General features: G+C 35.9%; 14 protein-coding genes and 2 pseudogenes. 7 read left to right on the forward strand and 9 right to left on the reverse strand.

The genetic code is table 11. The annotated features are described in order from the left end of the window. Positions 1 to 269: 269 nt before the first annotated feature. From phaC to SGJ10_09340, 3 genes are all read left to right on the forward strand, one after another. Entirely contained in the window at positions 270 to 1,337 is a 1,068-nt protein-coding gene (gene phaC / locus SGJ10_09330; GenBank protein MDZ4758327.1) for a class III poly(R)-hydroxyalkanoic acid synthase subunit PhaC, read from the forward strand. Positions 1,338 to 1,580: 243 nt separating this feature from the next. After that, positions 1,581 to 3,530, forward strand: a complete 1,950-nt coding sequence (locus SGJ10_09335; GenBank protein ID MDZ4758328.1) for a hypothetical protein — start codon at positions 1,581 to 1,583, stop codon at positions 3,528 to 3,530. 86 nt (positions 3,531 to 3,616) lie between these two features. Next, entirely contained in the window at positions 3,617 to 4,255 is a 639-nt protein-coding gene (locus SGJ10_09340) for a LysE family transporter (protein MDZ4758329.1), read from the forward strand. 191 nt (positions 4,256 to 4,446) lie between these two features. On the opposite strand, the gene ubiE is transcribed toward SGJ10_09340, so the two are convergent. From ubiE to SGJ10_09355, 3 genes are read right to left on the reverse strand one after another with little or no spacing between them, the layout of a single operon-like run. Next, positions 4,447 to 5,169 carry a bifunctional demethylmenaquinone methyltransferase/2-methoxy-6-polyprenyl-1,4-benzoquinol methylase UbiE gene (gene ubiE / locus SGJ10_09345; protein MDZ4758330.1) on the reverse strand — a complete coding sequence of 241 codons (723 nt, stop codon included), beginning with the start codon at positions 5,167 to 5,169 and terminating at the stop codon, positions 4,447 to 4,449. Positions 5,170 to 5,181: 12 nt separating this feature from the next. Next, positions 5,182 to 5,832, reverse strand: a complete 651-nt coding sequence (gene nth / locus SGJ10_09350; GenBank protein MDZ4758331.1) for an endonuclease III — start codon at positions 5,830 to 5,832, stop codon at positions 5,182 to 5,184. Between the two features lie 10 nt (positions 5,833 to 5,842). Continuing rightward, positions 5,843 to 6,691, reverse strand: a complete 849-nt coding sequence (locus SGJ10_09355; GenBank protein MDZ4758332.1) for an alpha/beta hydrolase — start codon at positions 6,689 to 6,691, stop codon at positions 5,843 to 5,845. Between the two features lie 380 nt (positions 6,692 to 7,071). On the opposite strand from SGJ10_09355, the gene SGJ10_09360 reads away from it, so the two are divergent. From SGJ10_09360 to SGJ10_09370, 3 genes and pseudogenes are all read left to right on the forward strand, one after another. Next, positions 7,072 to 8,049: a pyruvate dehydrogenase complex E1 component subunit beta gene (locus SGJ10_09360; GenBank protein MDZ4758333.1), complete on the forward strand. Its 978-nt coding sequence runs from the start codon at positions 7,072 to 7,074 to the stop codon at positions 8,047 to 8,049. A 26-nt stretch (positions 8,050 to 8,075) separates the two neighbouring features. After that, positions 8,076 to 8,702, forward strand: coding sequence for a deoxynucleoside kinase (locus SGJ10_09365; GenBank protein MDZ4758334.1), 627 nt, complete (start codon positions 8,076 to 8,078; stop codon positions 8,700 to 8,702). A gap of 64 nt (positions 8,703 to 8,766) precedes the next feature. Continuing rightward, positions 8,767 to 9,530: pseudogene (locus tag SGJ10_09370) on the forward strand (Eco47II family restriction endonuclease). Here SGJ10_09370 and dcm read toward each other — a convergent pair. The 5 genes and pseudogenes from dcm to SGJ10_09395 form a co-directional block, all read right to left on the reverse strand. Continuing rightward, positions 9,506 to 10,744: pseudogene (gene dcm, locus SGJ10_09375) on the reverse strand (DNA (cytosine-5-)-methyltransferase). The pseudogenes SGJ10_09370 and dcm overlap by 25 nt on opposite strands. A gap of 113 nt (positions 10,745 to 10,857) precedes the next feature. Then, the gene (locus SGJ10_09380) at positions 10,858 to 11,400 is read right to left on the reverse strand and encodes a hypothetical protein (GenBank protein ID MDZ4758335.1); all 543 of its coding nucleotides are present in this window, start codon (positions 11,398 to 11,400) and stop codon (positions 10,858 to 10,860) included. A 74-nt stretch (positions 11,401 to 11,474) separates the two neighbouring features. Next, on the reverse strand, positions 11,475 to 12,326 hold the full coding sequence (locus tag SGJ10_09385) for a HAMP domain-containing sensor histidine kinase (GenBank protein MDZ4758336.1): 852 nt from the start codon (positions 12,324 to 12,326) through the stop codon (positions 11,475 to 11,477). Next, the gene (locus tag SGJ10_09390) at positions 12,286 to 13,392 is read right to left on the reverse strand and encodes a tetratricopeptide repeat protein (protein MDZ4758337.1); all 1,107 of its coding nucleotides are present in this window, start codon (positions 13,390 to 13,392) and stop codon (positions 12,286 to 12,288) included. The genes SGJ10_09385 and SGJ10_09390 overlap by 41 nt, the downstream gene beginning before the upstream one ends. A 161-nt stretch (positions 13,393 to 13,553) precedes the next feature. After that, the gene (locus SGJ10_09395; GenBank protein ID MDZ4758338.1) at positions 13,554 to 17,711 is read right to left on the reverse strand and encodes a GEVED domain-containing protein; all 4,158 of its coding nucleotides are present in this window, start codon (positions 17,709 to 17,711) and stop codon (positions 13,554 to 13,556) included. 151 nt (positions 17,712 to 17,862) lie between these two features. Here SGJ10_09395 and SGJ10_09400 point away from each other — a divergent pair, with 151 nt between their 5' ends. Then, the gene (locus SGJ10_09400; protein MDZ4758339.1) at positions 17,863 to 18,588 is read left to right on the forward strand and encodes a LytTR family DNA-binding domain-containing protein; all 726 of its coding nucleotides are present in this window, start codon (positions 17,863 to 17,865) and stop codon (positions 18,586 to 18,588) included. A gap of 65 nt (positions 18,589 to 18,653) precedes the next feature. On the opposite strand, the gene SGJ10_09405 is transcribed toward SGJ10_09400, so the two are convergent. Next, positions 18,654 to 19,262 carry a hypothetical protein gene (locus tag SGJ10_09405; GenBank protein ID MDZ4758340.1) on the reverse strand — a complete coding sequence of 203 codons (609 nt, stop codon included), beginning with the start codon at positions 19,260 to 19,262 and terminating at the stop codon, positions 18,654 to 18,656. Between the last annotated feature and the right edge of the window lie 213 nt (positions 19,263 to 19,475).

Here is a 19,475-nt window from a genome sequence, read left to right on the forward strand (position 1 = left end):
AAAGAAAGGGACTAATCCCCCCGCATCCCGATAATTATCGGGATTAAGCGGGGCTTTCGGGATGTAGTTCGGCATTACCATTCTACAAACTAATCCGCCTCAGGTGGAGAACTATTGTAGTTTAAGAAATAGTATTAATTAAAATGCGTTAATTGGAAAAAAATAAAAAGAGAAAAATATATAAAAATCATAAACAGCTAATGTTCAAAAACCACTCAAAACTTTTACTTTTAACTCAGCCTAATCAAACGTAACTTTGCAGCCAAATTATGAGTGAAATAAAAGAATTATTCGATGTGCAGAAGATGATGGGCGATATGAGTCAAACTGCTGCAAAAATTATGAAGGGCTACGAAACCCTCCAAAACATTGGCGAAGTAGAAATAGGTACTACACCCAAAGACTTGGTATGGCAAAGCGACAAGGTAAAAATGTACCACTACCAACGTGATACTAAAGCCAAATCGACCATACCTGTATTGGTATCGTTTGCTATGCTCAACCGCCACGATGTCTTGGACATACAGCCTGATAGAAGCTTGATGAAAAAATTGCTCGACGAAGGTTTGGATGTCTATATAATGGACTGGGGCTACCCCACCAAACAAGACCGCTATCTTACGATGGAAGATTATATACTCGGGTACATGGACGATGCAATCAACTTTTTGCGTAAAAGCACAGGCAATGATAAGATACATAAAATGGGCATTTGCCAAGGTGGCACCTTCTCTATGATATATGCAAGCATTTTCCCAGAGAAAATACAATCGCTTACTACTTATGTAGCTCCCTACGATTTTTCTACAAATGCCTGTATGCTTTTCAATTGGACAAAAGATATAGACGTAGATACAATGGTTGACACCTTGGGTATTATACCTGCTGAAATGCTCAACCAAGCTTTTGGTATGCTTAAACCCAGCATGGATGTAAGCAAATACATGGGCTTAATGGACTCACTTGAAGACAAAGAAAAAATACTTTCGTTCCTACGTATGGAGAAATGGAAAGCCGATTGTCCTGATATGCCTGGAGAGTTGTTCCGCAAATACATTAAAGATTTATTCCGAGATAACAAATTGGTAAAGGGCGAATTTGAATTAGGCTCCTATAAAGTTAATTTAAAAAATATGACCGCTCCTTTTCTCAATGTTTATGCAACTGAGGATAACATTATACCCAATGAATCAACCCTTGGAATTGAAGACAAACTAGGTAGTAAAGATGTTACCTCTTATCCTTTCCCCGGCGGACACATCGGTGTATTTGTAGGCGGTAAATCGCAAAAAGAATTAGGACCTGCTGTTGCCAAATGGGTGATAGAGCATAGTTAGTCGCTACTTATAAGATTGCAAGTACGAGTAGCACCATTATGCTGCGACTATAAGCCGACTTATAGAAGAAATATTCGCCAAAACTCCTAAATTAACGTAGGTTATCTGCACTGGTTTTAGAGACCTAAGTTCCGATTATTCGTTAGCCGCAAGTATTTGACCTCCTACTTGATACTATATTCAATACTTTATACTTCCACTCTTTTTTGGCAAGCCAAAAGTTTGTGCCTACTTTCGCAAACGATGAAAATAATTTTGAGTACCTTAGCGGTTTGCCTTGTATCTGTATCGGCATTTTCGCAAGAGTTGGCAAGCATGCCAGGGTTTTTAGAGAGTATTAAAGCAGGGAAACATTTTGAACCTGATAGTGCGTATGACCAATCGTGGTTTAATATTTTGGACGAAGAAGCCAAGGCTAACAAAATATTTTTTACAGGAGAGAATCACAATTACCGTAAAATAAACGCCAAACTCAAATTACAACTATTTAAATATCTTCACGAAAAAGCAGGTGTAAATGTATTCATCGCCGAAATGGGCTGGTGTTGTGCTTTGCTACATAACAAATATTTGCAAACTGCCGACAGTTCTGCTTGGGATGTGATATCAAAATATACCTATCCAAGTAACCAAGAGATGCTCAAAGAATTGCGAGAATATTGGTTAGCACAACCCGATGATAAAAAATTTGTAATGGCTGGCGTTGAATTCGACCGTGAACCTGAATTTGGTATCAAAATATTAACGATGCTTATACCTGAAGGGACTGCCCCGCATGACTCGATGCGTTTTGAAACAGAAGCCCTGCGATTTATGGATGCTTATATAGAAAAGGATTTGGTAAGTAGCCATAAATATGAATATGATGAAACTTATGAAACGGTGACCACGGAACAAACAGAAAGGTATTACAATCAATACCTATTTTTGAAAAATTTTGTGGACCATTACAAACGTTGGAAAAGTAGTTATAAAACATGGCTAGGAAAAGATTTCGACAAATGGGAAATGGCTATACAAAGTATAGAAGAATACCAAAAATTTGATGATCTGGCCAATTTGCCTCAAGGGGATATATATCGTGAAGAACGCATGGCAGCAGAGCTGGATAAAATAATAGCTACCAATCAAGGAAACATTTATGGACAGTTCGGACGCTGCCATATTAACTTGCAAAAAGACAAGGAATGGTGTGGGTTTTATTATTTCCGTAGCCTTGCCTACCGCATGCAACAAAAGCCCGAACTAGCCAATAAAGTGCTATCTATTCCTATATTATATATGGATAAAGCAGATGATTATAAAAATACGGAATTTGAAATTATCACCGATTACTTTATAGAAACCAAAGAATTATTGCAGCCCGGTATCACGCTAATAAAACTTGAAGGAGACGATACTATTATAAATACTTTGAAAACAAAATACATATATATATTCATATATAAACCTTATAGCGAATTCGAAAAACAAGAAGCAGAAGCTATTGTAGAAGAATCAATCGAAAAGGCTTTTGAAACGGTAGAAAAAAAGAAACGATGGAACACCACTACTTTTGGATATGGTATCACAGCTCCTTTCAAAGAACCTCTGCACGATTTCTATAATACAACTGGCTTAACAACTATCACAAAGCCGATCACTTATTATGGCTTTGCTTCAACCAATATTAATGAAAAAAAGAAAAGTAAGTCAAAAGTGAGAATGAGCGAGAACTATGTGAATTTTATTTCGCCCAATAGGCAGAGCATAGGAGACACCTTGGATGTGGTGCTTAAATCGTGGCAAATAGGGAGCCATGTTGGTATTGATTTATTGAAGAAACGCAAACACTTGAGCTTGACCATTGGATATGGTATCTTATATAACCAAACCAAATTAAAAATATATAGATATAGTAATAATTTAACGGTGGTAAACCCAGGCAAACAACCTACGATGACGGAAATATCAAATCCCGCACTAATGGTTGATGCTCTAATAGACCTACGTTATATGAGAAAAGGGTTTTGTATATTTGCCCGTAGCGGTGCCAGCTACGACTTATCGAATACACACTGGAAAGCTAATGGAGAAATACTGAATAATACCCCTAAAACAAGTTGGAGTGCATGGTATGCACAAGGTGGTATTGGAATAGCTATCGAAAATAAAAAAAAAGGCGTACGAAATATATTGGGTCTACTTAAATAATATTATATATACTGAGTTATGATATTATCATAAAATAAATTAGACACAGCAGAAATAATATAAATTCAAAATCACAAAATAGCTTTATGCTTGACACTATATTGATTGGATTGGCAACAGGTTTCGTCCTCGCATGGGGGTTTGGAACTGTGTTCTTTTCTTTGATACAAACTGGTGTGGAACACGGTTACAGAAAGGCTATGAATATTGCTTTTGGAGTTTTGGTGAGTGATGGTATTATGATATTGATAGCAGTAGGTGGTAGCAGTATATTAACCGACGTAATAAAGAAATATCAACCCGTATTGGGGTTTGTGGGCGGTTTTGCTTTAATATTATTAGGGTTCGGAAGTTTCTTTAAAAAGCAAAAAACTATAAAAGCCCCACAAAGTAGAGTTGGTAATTTTTTGTTTTTTTTCTCCACAGGTGTATTCATGAACATCATAAACCCAGTTAACTTTTTGGCGTGGCTTGGGGTTGCAAGTATTATATACCCATTTGTAAACCATACAGGATTCGAAAATTTTATATTCTATTTGGTAGTACTGTTAACTATTTTTACTACAGAATCTACAATTGCTTATTTCTCAAATAAAGTAAAACAATTTTTCACACCAGCAGTGTTTAAGTTTGTGAACCGAGTGACAGGTATGGTATATGCAGGTATAGGAATTTATTTAATATATGATAATTGCGACGAAGTGATGGCGATAATGAATATATAATAGTAAACAGGTAATAGTGATTCGCCGCGGCGAACTAATAGTGAGTAGTTATATTATATATTGTTAATTTAAGAACAAGGAATGAATTCGCTGCGGCGAATTTGATTTTAGAAGATCTGTTATTTTGCATTTTTAAAATCGCAATTCTTACATCGTACCTCGCCGCGGCGAGGTACATCACACATCGTAAATTACTTCACCCCAGTATATATACTACTAATTCCAAAACTAAGCGGACGATGCTTATAGTTTTTGAAATTGGATTTCTCTAAATATGCCAAAAAATCTTTCCCCTCAGGAAAGGCCTGCACCGAGGCTGGTAAGTAACTGTAAGCTGTTTTGTGCTTTGCAATAAGTCTGCCCCAAAAAGGCAATATATATTTGAAATAAAAATGATAGAATTGTTTTACTGGGAATTTAGATGGTTTCGAAAATTCTAATACTACTAATTTACCACCGGGTTTCAAGACTCTATATATTTCTGACAAACCTTTAGATAGATTTTCAAAATTACGAACTCCAAAAGCAACCGTTACTGCATCAAAAGTATTATCAGCAAAAGGCATATTTTCTGAATCACCTTTGATAGTTTCTATCATACTTCTCAAATTTTTATCGGCTATTTTCCTATCGAATATTTTTAGCATTCCTTCCGACAAGTCGAAACCTATAATTTTTTCAGGGTTTAGTCTTAAGGCTTCAATCGCAAAATCGCCCGTGCCAGTAGCCACATCCAATAACATTTTTGGTTTCGTTTCTACCAATTCATCTATTGCTTTTCGCCTCCAACTTCTATCAATTCCCATACTCAAAAAACGGTTCAAAAAATCATAACGACCCGATATTTGATCGAACATTTCTTCTACCTGTTCTTTCTTATTTTTACTGTCCTGTGGATTTGGTTTTACTTCCATATATAATATATATTATTTCGCTTTTGCGAATTCCTTTTCAAAATATTTACAATATGCCGATAATTCACAAATATCACATTTTGGATTTCGTGCTACGCATACATAACGTCCATGTAATATAAGCCAATGGTGGGCACGGGGAATTAATTTATCGGGTATATTCTTAATTAATTGCTGCTCGGTTTGTAAGGGATTCTTTGCTCCCACTGTTAATCCCAACCTTGCTGAAACACGGAACACATGCGTATCGACAGCCATTGCGGGTTTATTATATATAACCGATGCTATTACATTGGCAGTTTTACGACCTACACCAGGTAACTTTACCAAATCATCAATCTGCGAAGGGATTTCACCATTAAAATCGGACTCTAACATTTGAGCCAAACCAAGCAAATGTTTGGTTTTATTGCTGGGATAACTCACCGATTTTATATAAGGAAATAATTCATCGAAATTGGTTGCAGCCATTTCTTTGGCTGTCGGAAAATCCCTGAATATGGCGGGCGTAACCATATTAATTCGTTTATCGGTGCATTGAGCTGAAAGTACCACGGCCACTATCAACTGAAAAGGATTATCATACATCAACTCCGTTTCTGCATTGGGGTTATGTTCGGCAAAATAAGCAAGTATTTTTGAGTATCGATCCTTTAAAGTCATATATGATATATTAACTCAACAAAAATAAACGCATCAGGTTTGCCACCTCTTTATATTTTTCTACATGTATAAAATGTCCGCACTGTTCAAGCATTTCCAATTTATTAGTTTGAAATATTTTTGCACAGTCTTCTGCTATATGTTTTAAAGTGAGAAAGGGGTGCAGCATTCTGTTAGGTATCATTTCATCATTTTTACCAAACACCAATAATGTTGGCACTTTGCAAGTAGCTTCGAGCAAATCGTTTTCGCACATATATTTGATGGATTGTGAAAGCATGTGCTGATAAGTTTGTGGATCTACATTGCGAAATTGCATTAATATTTTATCCAATACTTCTTTGTTCTCATTAGTCAAATTATAAAAACTCTGGTGCAATACCTGCGACAAATAACTATGTCCGCCCTTAAAAAAATCCATGCCAACACCAGCAAATTCAAACATCTTACGCTCATGAAAATGATACTGTTCAAATCCTGCCGACGACAACAATACCAATTTTTTAATTCCTAATTCCTCATTCAAAGCCACATGGGTAGCTATCTGTCCGCCCATTGAATGCCCCACCAATATTATATTTTGTAAATCCAAACTTTTGCAAACACCCTCAATAATGTTTATATAAAAAGCTTTATCATAATCATACATCCTTGCCTGAGATTGCCCGCAACCCGGAAGATCTATCATATAATAATTTGCATCGGCATTTAAATCCGAAACCAAGGGATGCCAAACCAATGATGAATTACTTAGGCCATGTATAAAAAGAATATTTTTGGAACTTTGGTTGCTCTTAAACTCGACGTGTATTTTAATATCATTAACGAAAACTTCCTTTGATTGAAACTGCAGAAACATGGTGCAAATTAACGGTGCTTCTCGGCATAAACCTTATTTATTATATACCGCTATAAACGGTTAAAGCCATCCCGAGGGATGGCTTTAACCGCTATGAAAACAAACTTAAACCTTTTGCCCGTGGCAAATCCACAGGCAAGACAAAGGTAGGTACATTCTTTAATAACCAACTACATTTTGTACCCTCCGTATTGTCATTTTTTTTATTTACGTGATTTTCAGATAAATTGTTTTTTTGAAATATTTTCCATCGAAATTAATTGACGAATATTCCTTGATTTATAATTAATTAACATATTAAACGGTGACTTATAAATATATATAAAATCCTGTCATCAAAATTGGACTTCCTTGCCTAATTTTGACGGCTAATTTTAGAAATGAGAACCATACAATTTCGTGAAGCCTTGCGTGAAGCCCTCAACGAAGAAATGCGTAGAGACGACAAGGTGTTTTTAATAGGTGAAGAAGTAGCCGAATATAACGGTGCCTATAAAGTAAGTCAAGGGATGCTCGATGAGTTTGGCCCCAAAAGAGTTATTGACACCCCCATTGCTGAACTTGGTTTTGCAGGTATTGCCGTGGGTGCAGCCATGAATGGTCTTAAACCCATTGTGGAATTTATGACCTTCAACTTTTCCCTAGTTGGTATTGATCCTATTATAAACTCTGCAGCCAAAATGCTCTCCATGAGCGGCGGCCAATTTGGTTGCCCCATCGTGTTCCGTGGCCCAACAGGTTCAGCAGGTCAATTGGGTGCACAGCATTCACAGAATTTTGAAAACTGGTATGCTAATACTCCTGGATTAAAAGTAGTAGTCCCCTCCGATCCTTATGAAGCCAAAGGCTTGCTCAAGTCTTCCATTAGAGACAACAACCCTGTAATTTTTATGGAGAGTGAGCAAATGTATGGCGACAAAGGTGAAGTGCCCGAAGAAGAATACTTGTTGGAAATTGGAAAAGCATTTATTAAAAAAGTGGGAACAGATGTTACTATCGTTTCTTTTGGCAAAATGATGAAGATAGCTATGGGTGCCGCTGCCGAACTTGAGAAAGACAATATCAATGCGGAAGTGATCGACCTACGCAGCGTTAGACCTATCGACTATAATACTATTATAGAAAGCGTAAAAAAGACCAACCGCTTGGTGATAGTTGAGGAAGCTTGGCCACTGGCAAGCATCTCCGCAGAAATTGCCTATATGATACAAAATCAGGCTTTCGATTATTTAGATGCCCCTGTAAAAAGAATAACCACACTTGATGTTCCTTTGGGTTATGCACCTACATTTGTCGAAATATTTTTACCCAGCATAAAACGCACCATCGATGCGGTGAAAAGTGCAATGTACCTTTAATATAATACCCTTCTCAAATAAATACCATGGCAAAAAAGAACAAGCATATCGCAATCGCAGGCAATATTGGCTCAGGCAAAACCACACTCACCACCATTTTGGCAAAACATTATAACTGGGATCCTCATTTCGAGGATGTGGAAGACAATCCTTATATCTCCGATTTCTATGATGATATGCAACGTTGGTCGTTCAACCTGCAAATTTATTTTTTAAACGCCCGTTTTAACACCGTTCAACATTTCCGTGATGGCGAAACCACTATCATACAAGACCGCACCATATACGAAGACGCTTTTATATTTGCTCCCAACCTGCACGCCATGGGATTGATGAGCACTCGCGATTTTGAAAACTATCAGTCATTGTTCAAAACTATGAACCAGTTTATCAAACCTCCTGATTTGCTGATATACTTGCGTGGCACCATTCCTACACTAGTAAATAATATACAAAAACGTGGTCGCGATTATGAAGACAATATCCGTCTCGATTATTTAAAACGCCTCAACGAAAGGTACGAAGCTTGGATTAGTACTTATAAAAATAAATTGCTCGTAATTGATATCGACAACCTCAACTTTGTAGACAACCAAGAAGATTTGGGTGGCATTATAAGCAAGGTGGAGGGTGAAATTAATGGGTTGTTTTAGGTTAACCATTTATACAATTACTCTTTAGTAAACCAACATTCCTACATAAAAAACAGGGTTATAAATGAATAATAAATATGTTAGTTTTATTTCTGACAAGCATTTGCTAAGTTGTATTGCTAATCTTCACAATGTATATCTTAAGGCAAAAAACAATGTTACTAAAAAGAGTTTATATAGTAGCAAAGTCGATACTATTAAACTAACATTTGATGCCACATTCAATAATATTAATGAAGAAAGCCTCATTCAAGCCGAAGTCTTAAGGCAGATTGACAAATCAATCAATAATTCTATAGGAACATTTCACGAACAAATATTAGGTGGAGTACCGGGTTTTGAGATTGGAAACTTGAATGGCTTTGATATTAAAGCGAAAGATAATACATTATTGCTGACATAAAGAACAAGCATAATACCATGAATAGTAGTTCTGCGGAAGCGTTACATCAAAAATTGGCTCGTTATGCAGATGATTACAAAAAAGCAAACTGCTATTGGGTTCAAATTTTAGCAAAGAATAGTTTTTGTGAATTATGGAAAGGAGATATAAACGGAAAAGAATATGGGCATAGCAGAGTATATAAAATTTCAGGTGATCAATTTTATGCTTTAGTTTCAAAACAAGATGATGCACTTTTTCAATTATATAAAGTTCTTCCTATTGCTATAAAAGAGTATTTAAATTCAATAAAAATTGATAAAACTATTTTCGAAAATTCAGCATTAGACGAAATTAAAACAGAAGTTAAAGTAACTAAAAGAAGTATTTTAAATCAAATAACTTTTGAAAATTATAGTTATTATTTAGGTTTTGATAAGCTATAATATTTATTTAAAAAACTAACAATTGAGTAACCAACCTCTTTTCCTAGGTTAACAGGAACTGCATTCCCAATTTGTTTATATTGTTGTGCCATCGAGCCTTCAAACTGCCAATCATCTGGAAAAGTTTGAATACGTGCATATTCACGAACCGTAAACGGACGTGTCTCATCAGGGTGACACCTTTCTGTTTGTTTCTGTGCTGGGCTGCAGGTAAGTGTAAGGCACGGCTCATCCCATCCTATTCTTCTTGCTATTCCAGTTTTCCCTCCTCCAAGATAAAAACTACCACCCATAAATTGCTTTTGAATTTTCAATGGCAAATCACGCCAATAACCTTTTGCGGGAACCAAATCTAAAACATCTATTTTACTTTTCGGATATTTTGCTCCCTGTGATTTGGGGACATTGCAACTGTATAATTCTCCCTTTTTTAATGCATCTTTTAAATTATATATTTTCTGATATGGTTTTGGGTATTGATAATCTATATTAATATCTTACCTAATACCTACTAAAATTAATCTTTCTCTTTTTTGGGGAACTCTCAAATGAATAGCCTTCAGAACTTGAACTGGCATAACCTTATAACCAATCTCATCTAATATAGAAATCATTCCTTGCAATGTTTTACCATTTTCATGACTTAACAAGCCTCGAACATTTTCACCAATACATATTGGAGGATTAACCTCTTTAACAACTCTAGCAAATTCATAAAATAGAGTCCCTCTCGCATCAGCTAATCCTAGCTTCTTTCCCGCATAACTAAATGCTTGACATGGGAATCCTCCTGTGACTACATCTACTTTATTATAATACTTTGAAAAATTATATGACTTAATATCTCCTTCCAAAACATTCCAATTTGGACGATTTTTACGCAACGTTTGACAAGCCCATTTATCAATCTCATTTAATGCAACGCATTTTATTCCTACTTTTTCCATACCAATAGCCAAACCTCCTGCACCCGCAAATAACTCCAATACTGAATATTGTTTATCTGGTTCTACAAAATTCGAAAAAGTGCTATCAATATTTTGCACAATAAAATCTGCAAATAAAGTTTCCACCTGTTCTCTTTTGTAAACTCTATAATTACTCATAGGTTCCCGCACAGCTGATAATTTACCTTCTCTATCCCATCTTCTCAATGTTTCCTTGCTTTTGCCAATAAGTTCTGAAGCCTCAGAAAGTGTCAAATATTCATTCATAACCAAATTGTTTAACCTTATACAATGGTTACAAAATTATGATGAAAATTATATATGAAGTTATTTAATCGAGCAAAAAGAATTAACACCTTAATCCAAGTTTATACACATGTCTAAAAATTATATCCGAAAGCAATTCCAACCAAAGGGTGAAAATAGATAACCCTTTTATATAACATTAAAGCATTGCTATTAATAGGCTTTGTGTGTAGTTCGACAAGTGGGGTAAATGCTGCTCTAAATGTATACTTCCCTTCATTAAATTGATAACGATAACCTAGTCTGAATGCCAAAAAACTCATTTTTTCATCGTCATTGGGTTTATTAAATTTCTCGTAAGTAAAAGTGTATCCTGCACCAAATTCCACATGGTGTTTTTTGCTAAAAGAATATATTTCATTAATAGTTATTGGCATCCAAAATTTGATTATACCTGTAAATGCAGGATAATAAGAAAAGCCCACTTGTGCTGTTGTTTTAAATTTATTTCGATTGATAAGTTTACGCTCGTAGTTTAATGAATAAACCAAACCATGCCCACCCAATTCAAACTGTACACTATTCTTATATTTAAAGGAAGCTAAATCCTTATTTGCAGTTTGACTAAAAGTATGGAGCGATAAGAACAATAAACATACTGACAAATATACTTTCATGTGAGCATTATAATGATTTTAAAATCCGACTTTAAATTAAAGCAAACGTAACTATTAATAAACGGATTACCAAATTACAATTCAATATTAAATTTGCTCCCACCTCCTTCATCAATCTCCGCTTTCAAACTTCCGCCAACTTTATTCATCAATTCTTTACAAATAAATAAACCCAAACCTGTTCCCTTTTCGCCCTGTGTACCGGTATTGCTTTCAAGCGATAAATCACTGTCAGGGGTGTTGAGTTTGTCCATAATAGTTTGTGGCAAGCCAGCTCCTGTATCGGTTATAGTGATACAACCTCGCTGAAAAGCAATAGCTATATTCCCACCTTTTGGTGTAAACTTAATGGCATTGGATATAATATTCCTCACCACAATCCTTATCATATTGGCATCAGTTTCTACATCACACTTAGGCTTAATTTGATTATTAAAATGTATATTTTTATGTTGTAAACTTTGGGCAAACAGTTCTTTTACCTCTTCTATAATATCATATAAATCGAATGTTGTTTTTTTGATATTTACGCCATCCATTTGCGAAGCAGCCCATAGCAACATATTGTCCAATAGCAAATCGGTTGAAGATAATGAAACCTTGATACGTTGACTAATTACTTCATATTCCTCAGGCTTTAGGGCTTTGTGGTCCAACAAGAATGAGAGCGTACTCAAACTGTTTAATGGACTTCGCAAATCGTGACTGATAATGCTAAACATACGGTCTTTTACGGTATTTGCATTCATCAGTTTGGTATTCAATAGTTCGGTTTTTCTTTTGTTTTTATATAATACAAAAGTGCCTACACAAATAAGCAATACTATAATAATCCCACTGCCAATAATCAGCCATAGTTGTTTATCTTTTAATTCAGATTCATTATTAAGTTTGGCTATTTCTTGTTCTTTTTTTTTTCGTTTCAAAACCTATTTGTAGTTTTTGTATTTCCTTGGTTTTTTGTTCATTCAATATCGAATCATTATACGCCGCCGATAACTGTCCATACTGATAAGCGTTCTTATAATCACCAAAGGCTGAATATGCTTTATCCAAATTGGCACAAGCTATTTGCAGCCAATGGTTTGACCGAAGACGGCTTGCAATATCAAACGCATGTTTACCTGCATCCAAAGCTATATCTTTTTGACCCAACATTCTATTCACTTCCGATAAATTGCAATAGGCATCCACCAAATAATTACTGTCTCCTTGATGCTCATGCAAGGCCAAAGCTTCTTCTATATATATTTTAGCTTTGCCATATTGTTTTAATTCTATATATATTGACCCAATATTGATATTGATACGGGCTTGTATGGTTTCATTTTGTTTCTTTTTAGCAATATCCAAAGCTACCTGTAACAGTTTCAAAGCAGTATCATATCTAAATGTTTGTGATAAAACCTGTCCCACATTTTGATAGTTTGTGGCCAACATATCCGAATCATGTGAAATAATGAAATCTTTTTCGGCCAATTGAAAATATGCTAAAGCCTTATCATACTGCTTCAGTTGTAAGTGTATCGCAGCAATGTTTCCTACTATACTTCCTGCTTGTGTATAATCTTTAAAGTTCCGAGCCATTTCGCCTGCATGAATAAATTGTTTCAGTGCTTCCTCATATTTCCCTTCATAAAAATATACACCACCAATATTCACTTCTGCCGATATCAATGCCTGTTGATCATTCGATTCCAAAGCTGCTTTTCTGCTCTTCAGCAAACAATCCACTGCTTTTTGATAGTTGCCAAGGTCTTGGTATAATATTCCCAAATAACCATAAAACTTGCCGTCAAACTTTGCCAGGCCCACCTGTTTATTTATTTTTAATCCCTCATTGCAAAGTTCTAAACATTTTGCGGGATTGGCGTCTACCGTCTGTTTCACCTGTTCTAATATTTTATCCAACCGTTGTATATCTGTTTGTGCAAACCCAGAAGATGTTATGATAAAACATATACTGAAAATAAAAAACTTGATAAGCCTCATGCTGCAAATATATAATAGGAAGTGGTATATGGTTCGCTCCGACGAATAGGATTAAGTTCGCCCCGGCAAATGGGGCCATTAGGTGGTTGGGCAAAGGTGTGCAAGTACGCTTGCGAAAGTAAACACCGAATCCTGATACCTGACACCATGAACAATTACGACTATTGTTTAAAAAGTTTAGATGTGAAAGTTTGAGTTCCCGAGGCAACTGATATCATGTAGATACCACTTGGCAAAGATTCAAGACCCTTAATAGTAAAGCTATTTCCAATGGTATGAATTGTGTTTTGCACAACAGTTTTGCCCGCTATGTCGGTAATGATATAGCTTGTTTGTTCATTCACATTTGTTGTATTTGATATGATAATATTAGAAGTAAATGGCATTGGATATACTGCTATATTATCATTGGAAGTATTAGATAATATAGAAACTATTTTACTATATGAAAATTCACCATTCAAATCAACCATTTTTAGGCGATAGTATACTTTATATTTCGAACTTTCAACGATGGCTTTAGAATCCATATCCAACAAATTATATTGTGTATTTTTATTTTGTAAACCGAGTGATGCAACCTCTCCGATATATTCCCAATTATCAGATTCAAAACTACGTTCCACTTCATAATGGTCGAAATTTTGTTCATTCACCACATCCCAGTTTATATAGATATCATTGTCCTTTTTCTGTGCTGCAAAATTCAATAAAGTAACAGGCAGTGGTGTACTATTATCATTTAAAGTAAATTCTGAGAAACTATTTAAACTACCATATTGACAAGTATTAGAATTGGTATTCAAATTACAATTATCATAACTTGTCCAGTTGTTTCCACCAAAAGGCTTTTTGGCTAAACGCACATTACTTTCAGCAACAATATTTCCTGTTAGAGCATCATCATAATTCAAAGTGATATCATAACTAAATCCATTGCCACCTGTTGGTTCTATGTACCAATACGCATTTGCATATTTGCTTCCAGCTTGGGCACTATTTGGATTTTTACCACTATAATACTTTACACTATTTGCATTGAAGGCAGGCAAACTTCCCGCATTCCCCCAAGTGATTGTAGCTAATACACGTCCTGCAAAACTGAAGGTTTCTGTACCACCTGTTTGGTGACTACCCGTAATGCTCAAATCAGGAGGATTTACTCCATTTACTGGCACAAACTCATCTGCCCCAATATCAGTCCCCATTCCATGTATGATACTTCGTGCATCGCCACTTAAATCAGTATTAATATTAGCTGACAAAGTTCCTGCAACACCTTTACCATTGACGTACCAACAAGCTTTTTTATTGTTATTGATATATAAAGATGAACCGCCGGTTGTTGTAAACAAACTATCTGAATTCACTTCATCACTTGTAGCTGACCACGATGAAGCATCGCCCCTACTGCGGGTTTTCCAATGTGCAAAGTCAAGTACTGAATTGTACCAACGACCTATTTTGGTAGAATCGGCGGTGATAAATAAATTGTAGTTACCTCCTAAGGTTAACCAACCGGTAGTATCCCATATATTGGCAACAGCAAAATTATTTCCTGAACCTGTACGTTTGTTATATAATAGATTGTTCCGAAGTATGATAGAAGCATTACTCAAATGACAAAATGCATAAGAATTATTGGTAGAAGTAGATGAGCCACCAATAAATACGGTATTATAATACACATTTAAAGTATCACTATACCCACGTGACAATATACCGTGAATCGTTACACCATTTGTATAAGCACTATTGGTGATATTTATCATATTATTATAAACTTTCCAACCTGGGGATGTATTATCCAAAGTATAGATACCAATAATTTGAGAATAGTTTCCGGTCGCACGGTTTTCTAGTTGCGATATTTTATTGTTTGCAACACTTCCGCTTCCACTACCGAACCTGCTTTCGCCAATTCCAATTACGGATGCACTCACATTTGCTGACGACAGATTTTTCAAATATCTCACTTCGTTATTATTAATCACCTGTCCGTCTCCAAAACAAAATGTAACAATACCAGCAGTGCCCGCATAGTAAGGCTCGTCACTATCGGTAGTTGAATAACTGGTGAGTTTATATATATAATTATTGGTAATGATAGGTTTACCAAAATATTCGTGAACAATACCAATTACTTGTACATTTGATGTTGCACTCTGATTCGTCATATTCATTACATAATTATCGTGTATATATACTGGCGTATCTCTATTATAACCATAAGTAGATATTCCTCGCACAGGTGTGTTTGCTATGCTCTGTATGCTGAATATATTTGCATACTCACCAATATCATTTGAAGTTACATAAGTAGTACTAATGTTTCTGATTGCTACACCACAAAAACCTCCTCCGTCTATATCATATATGGAAACTCTTTTTATGATATTTCCTTCAATTTTTATAGGTTTACTTCCTACCTGCGAGAAAATATTAATACCACAGAAATAAGCCCCACCATCTTTCATTACCCAATATCCACTATTGGCTGAATCATTGCCCCCAATTATGTTATAGCTCACAGTATGACCTGTACCCCCATTTATATTCACAGCATAGTTACTGCCGGCTGTGGTATCGGGTTGGTATATTTTATTTGAGGTAATAGTACAGTTATTGCCTCCATTAACAAAATATAAGGCATAGGCTTGAAAGTCGTGTATCTTGCAATTATCTACAAAAATCCCATCATTTGCTTTGCCCACTGTTCCGCCACTATAAATTCCAAAATAAGGTTTGTTATTTCCTGAACTTCCAATATCACAACCTACAATAGCGTTGTTATCATTTCCTGTATTCAAATAAGTATTATAGATAGAAACTACACCACCCAAAATATTTGCAACAGCACCTTTAAGCTTACAATTTCTAATGGTATCTGATGTCGCATCATTCATCAATAATACAACTGTAGCTACATTTCCTGTGCTTTGGTTATCCAGAATCAAGCTATTGCCATTGGTGTTCAGTCCATCGATGGTAACATTATCGGCCCCATTCAATTGTATCAATGCCCTGTTGCTATTCATGGTAATAGTGCGTGTGGTATCGCCGCTAGGTTTAACAAGTATGGAGGTATAATTTGCATTGCCTGTTCCACTCGATTTCAAAACACAAGAATCTGTTTCATTACAATCGCCAATGATATTTAATATAATACTTCCCGTATGATAACCACTGTTAATTGAATCAAAAGCTTCCTTTAAAGTATTATATAACTTTGGGCCTTGTGCTCCAGTTGTCGCAACAATACTTACAGGTTGATTACCGCCACCATTCCCGTTTCCTCCTCCGCCATTTCCTCCACCATTATTCGCATTAGATACATAGATTGTATAATCTTCACATTCTCCAAAAGCACCCCCGGTACAAGGATCCATATTTAGTCCATTATATAATTCACGCACACGCATTTTCAAAGCTTTGTTAGCAGTATTTGCAGGAATTGTAAAATTTATACTATCCAAAGTTGAAGCAGCCATATTATTAAGCTGACCTAATTTTTCCGATGCTTCAAATGTATCATTTCCATTATAATCAATCCATGCTGCTATATTATTGCCTGTTCCAGTCCAAGTGCCCGCTGCCACTTTCAAATAGTATGCTTGATTTTTATATAAAGTAGTGGATAAGTTTGAATAGAAACTATAAAATGGACTGGCCAGTCCTGCCGTTTGGTTATTGATTGAATCTAATTTTACAAAAGATATATAATCGCCATAAATACTTCCTGTTGAATAGGAAGGGACGCAGACTTGAGCAGAACCGTTTCCGCCGCCGCCATTTCCACCACCCGCATTGCCCCCTGTACTTATAATATGAATGATATAATCTTCGCATTCGCCATAATTACCAGCACTGCAAGGACCCATATTTGCATCACTATACGATTCACGCACACGCAATTTCACGGTTGCCGGTGCAGTATTGGCAAGCACCGTGAAACTAAAACTATCCATCGTAAGTGCCGCTAAATTATTAGCTTGACCAATTTTTTCACCAACTTCAAAAGTATCATTGGCATTATAATCAATCCATGCTGCTATATCGTTGCCACTTCCTGTCCAACTGCCGGGTGCCACTTTTATATAATAAGTTTGGCCACTGCTTAATGTAGTTGAAATATTTGAATAAAAATGATAGTAAGGATTGGCTAAGCCAGAAGTTTGGTTATCTATCGAGTCCAGTTTTACACGTGATATATAATCGCCGTAAACTGTGCCGGTAGAATAAGAAGGAGTGCAGGGCTGCGATTGTGCCACTGCGGCCAATGCAAGCAGGATGAGGAGGGTTGAGATAAAGTTTTTCATTGTCGTAATTATTCTTGTTTGTGTGTTATTTGATACAAAATTGCGTATTAAAAACACTCAAAACTCAACAATACCAAGCACCTGCACGATATCGTCGGCCAACGTATTAAAAAAGTCGGTGAACGGAAAATGCCTTATTTTTGAAGCCACAATGGAAACCATAAAATGTATTATCCTTGACGACCAATTGGAAGATAGACTTATAATTGAAACTTATCTTGCGTCCTTTCCCGATTTTGAAATCGTGGGCACTTTCGAAGAGCCATTGGCTGCCCTGCGTTGCCTTAGCGAAAACAAAATTGATGTAATGTTCAGCGATGTGGAAATGCCTAGCTTAAATGGCTTCGAGTTTTACAATACTTTACTACAAAAGCCTATCACTGTTTTCATATCAAGTTTCCCTACTTATGCGGCAACAGGTTTTGATGTAGAGGCTTTCGACTTTATTACTAAACCAATTCCACTTGGCCGATTCACCAAAACTATAATTAAAATACAAGAGCATTTCAAGAACCTCACCCCTACTCCAGCTAACACCCAGGATTTTTTTGTAGTAAAAACTAATTCCGAATTTGTTCGCATCAACCACCACGAAGTATATTATATAGAAGCCATGAGCGATTTTGTGAATGTGAAAACTATGGAAAAGAAAATGGTGGTATTGGTAAATTTAAAAAATTTAATGGAGCAAATTCCCGAACAAATATTTGTGCGTTGCCACCGTTCTTATATAGTGAATATCGAAAAAATAATCAAGTACGATGGCTCCAATCTTTATCTATCCGACGACATTAAAATACCCGTAGGTCGTGAGTTTGCATCTATTGTTGAGCAAAGCTTTTTGGGAAATAATTTAATTAAAAGGAAAACCAAATAGTGCGAAAGGATAAGGAAGCTGACGCCGAATGGCTCTTACCGTACACACTCATTACGCCTGCCCCCTCACCTCGGCTGATACGTATCCAAAATCTCATCCTTACTCTTATTCATAAAGCCCAGCAACGCTTTTTTATTCGTGCTGTCCGTTTGCCGATTATATATATTTTTGAGTGCCTCATTTCCTTCTTTGTCCTTTCCTAGCAGCACCAAAGTAATTCCTTTATTCATTAATAGCATATCATAGTTTTCGCTCTTGGTAGAAAGTGTGTCGAAATATTTATTATATAATTCCAAACCTGTATTATAGTATTTATTGGCTGAAATGGAATCACCAAGTCTATAACACATCATACCTGCTCGCACATAAATATCGGGATTGGAGGAATTGGCTCTAATGAGATGCTGTGCAGTAATTAGTGCTTTATCATACCGCTTCAAATCTCCCAGTAGTGTTAGCTTTTCCCAGTAAGCCATAGTGAAATTCGTGTCCAGGTCGGTAGCTTTATCGAGCAATTGAATGGCTTTATCATAAGATCCAATCCCTTCAGTTGCAGTAAGCATCATCGCACTATCAAAATACAACTGTGCTTCTGAATTCATTTTAGGCTGCTCATTCTTTTCACCACAACTCCACAGCAATAGTATTGTTATTATATATATCAGTTTTTTCATTTTATTTTAAAGCTCGCAAAGGTAAGTCACTAAGTTTTGGAAAGTTTAGAACTTTCCAAAAACTTAACCGCTTAATACAATCATTCTCCGCCGCGGCGGAATAAATCATTCAATCATTAAATAAAAAAGCCGACTCTCCAGTCAGCTTTTCCCTCCCGATTTATCGGGATAAATTATGTTTATCTTATAAGGTAGGCTTTACCTTTTGGCAAC

This window comes from Bacteroidota bacterium (genome assembly GCA_034439655.1).
Classification (GTDB): domain Bacteria; phylum Bacteroidota; class Bacteroidia; order UKL13-3; family UKL13-3; genus CANJUD01.

Coding starts and splice junctions, on each gene's coding strand:
- SGJ10_09390 (MDZ4758337.1), bottom strand. CDS start 13,392: ATGAGGCTTATCAAGTTTTTTATTTTCAGTATATGTTTTATCATAACA.
- nth (MDZ4758331.1), bottom strand. CDS start 5,832: ATGACTTTAAAGGATCGATACTCAAAAATACTTGCTTATTTTGCCGAA.
- SGJ10_09400 (MDZ4758339.1), top strand. CDS start 17,863: ATGGAAACCATAAAATGTATTATCCTTGACGACCAATTGGAAGATAGA.
- SGJ10_09365 (MDZ4758334.1), top strand. CDS start 8,076: ATGGCAAAAAAGAACAAGCATATCGCAATCGCAGGCAATATTGGCTCA.
- SGJ10_09355 (MDZ4758332.1), bottom strand. CDS start 6,691: ATGTTTCTGCAGTTTCAATCAAAGGAAGTTTTCGTTAATGATATTAAA.
- SGJ10_09395 (MDZ4758338.1), bottom strand. CDS start 17,711: ATGAAAAACTTTATCTCAACCCTCCTCATCCTGCTTGCATTGGCCGCA.
- SGJ10_09380 (MDZ4758335.1), bottom strand. CDS start 11,400: ATGAAAGTATATTTGTCAGTATGTTTATTGTTCTTATCGCTCCATACT.
- ubiE (MDZ4758330.1), bottom strand. CDS start 5,169: ATGGAAGTAAAACCAAATCCACAGGACAGTAAAAATAAGAAAGAACAG.
- phaC (MDZ4758327.1), top strand. CDS start 270: ATGAGTGAAATAAAAGAATTATTCGATGTGCAGAAGATGATGGGCGAT.
- SGJ10_09360 (MDZ4758333.1), top strand. CDS start 7,072: ATGAGAACCATACAATTTCGTGAAGCCTTGCGTGAAGCCCTCAACGAA.
- SGJ10_09335 (MDZ4758328.1), top strand. CDS start 1,581: ATGAAAATAATTTTGAGTACCTTAGCGGTTTGCCTTGTATCTGTATCG.
- SGJ10_09405 (MDZ4758340.1), bottom strand. CDS start 19,262: ATGAAAAAACTGATATATATAATAACAATACTATTGCTGTGGAGTTGT.
- SGJ10_09340 (MDZ4758329.1), top strand. CDS start 3,617: ATGCTTGACACTATATTGATTGGATTGGCAACAGGTTTCGTCCTCGCA.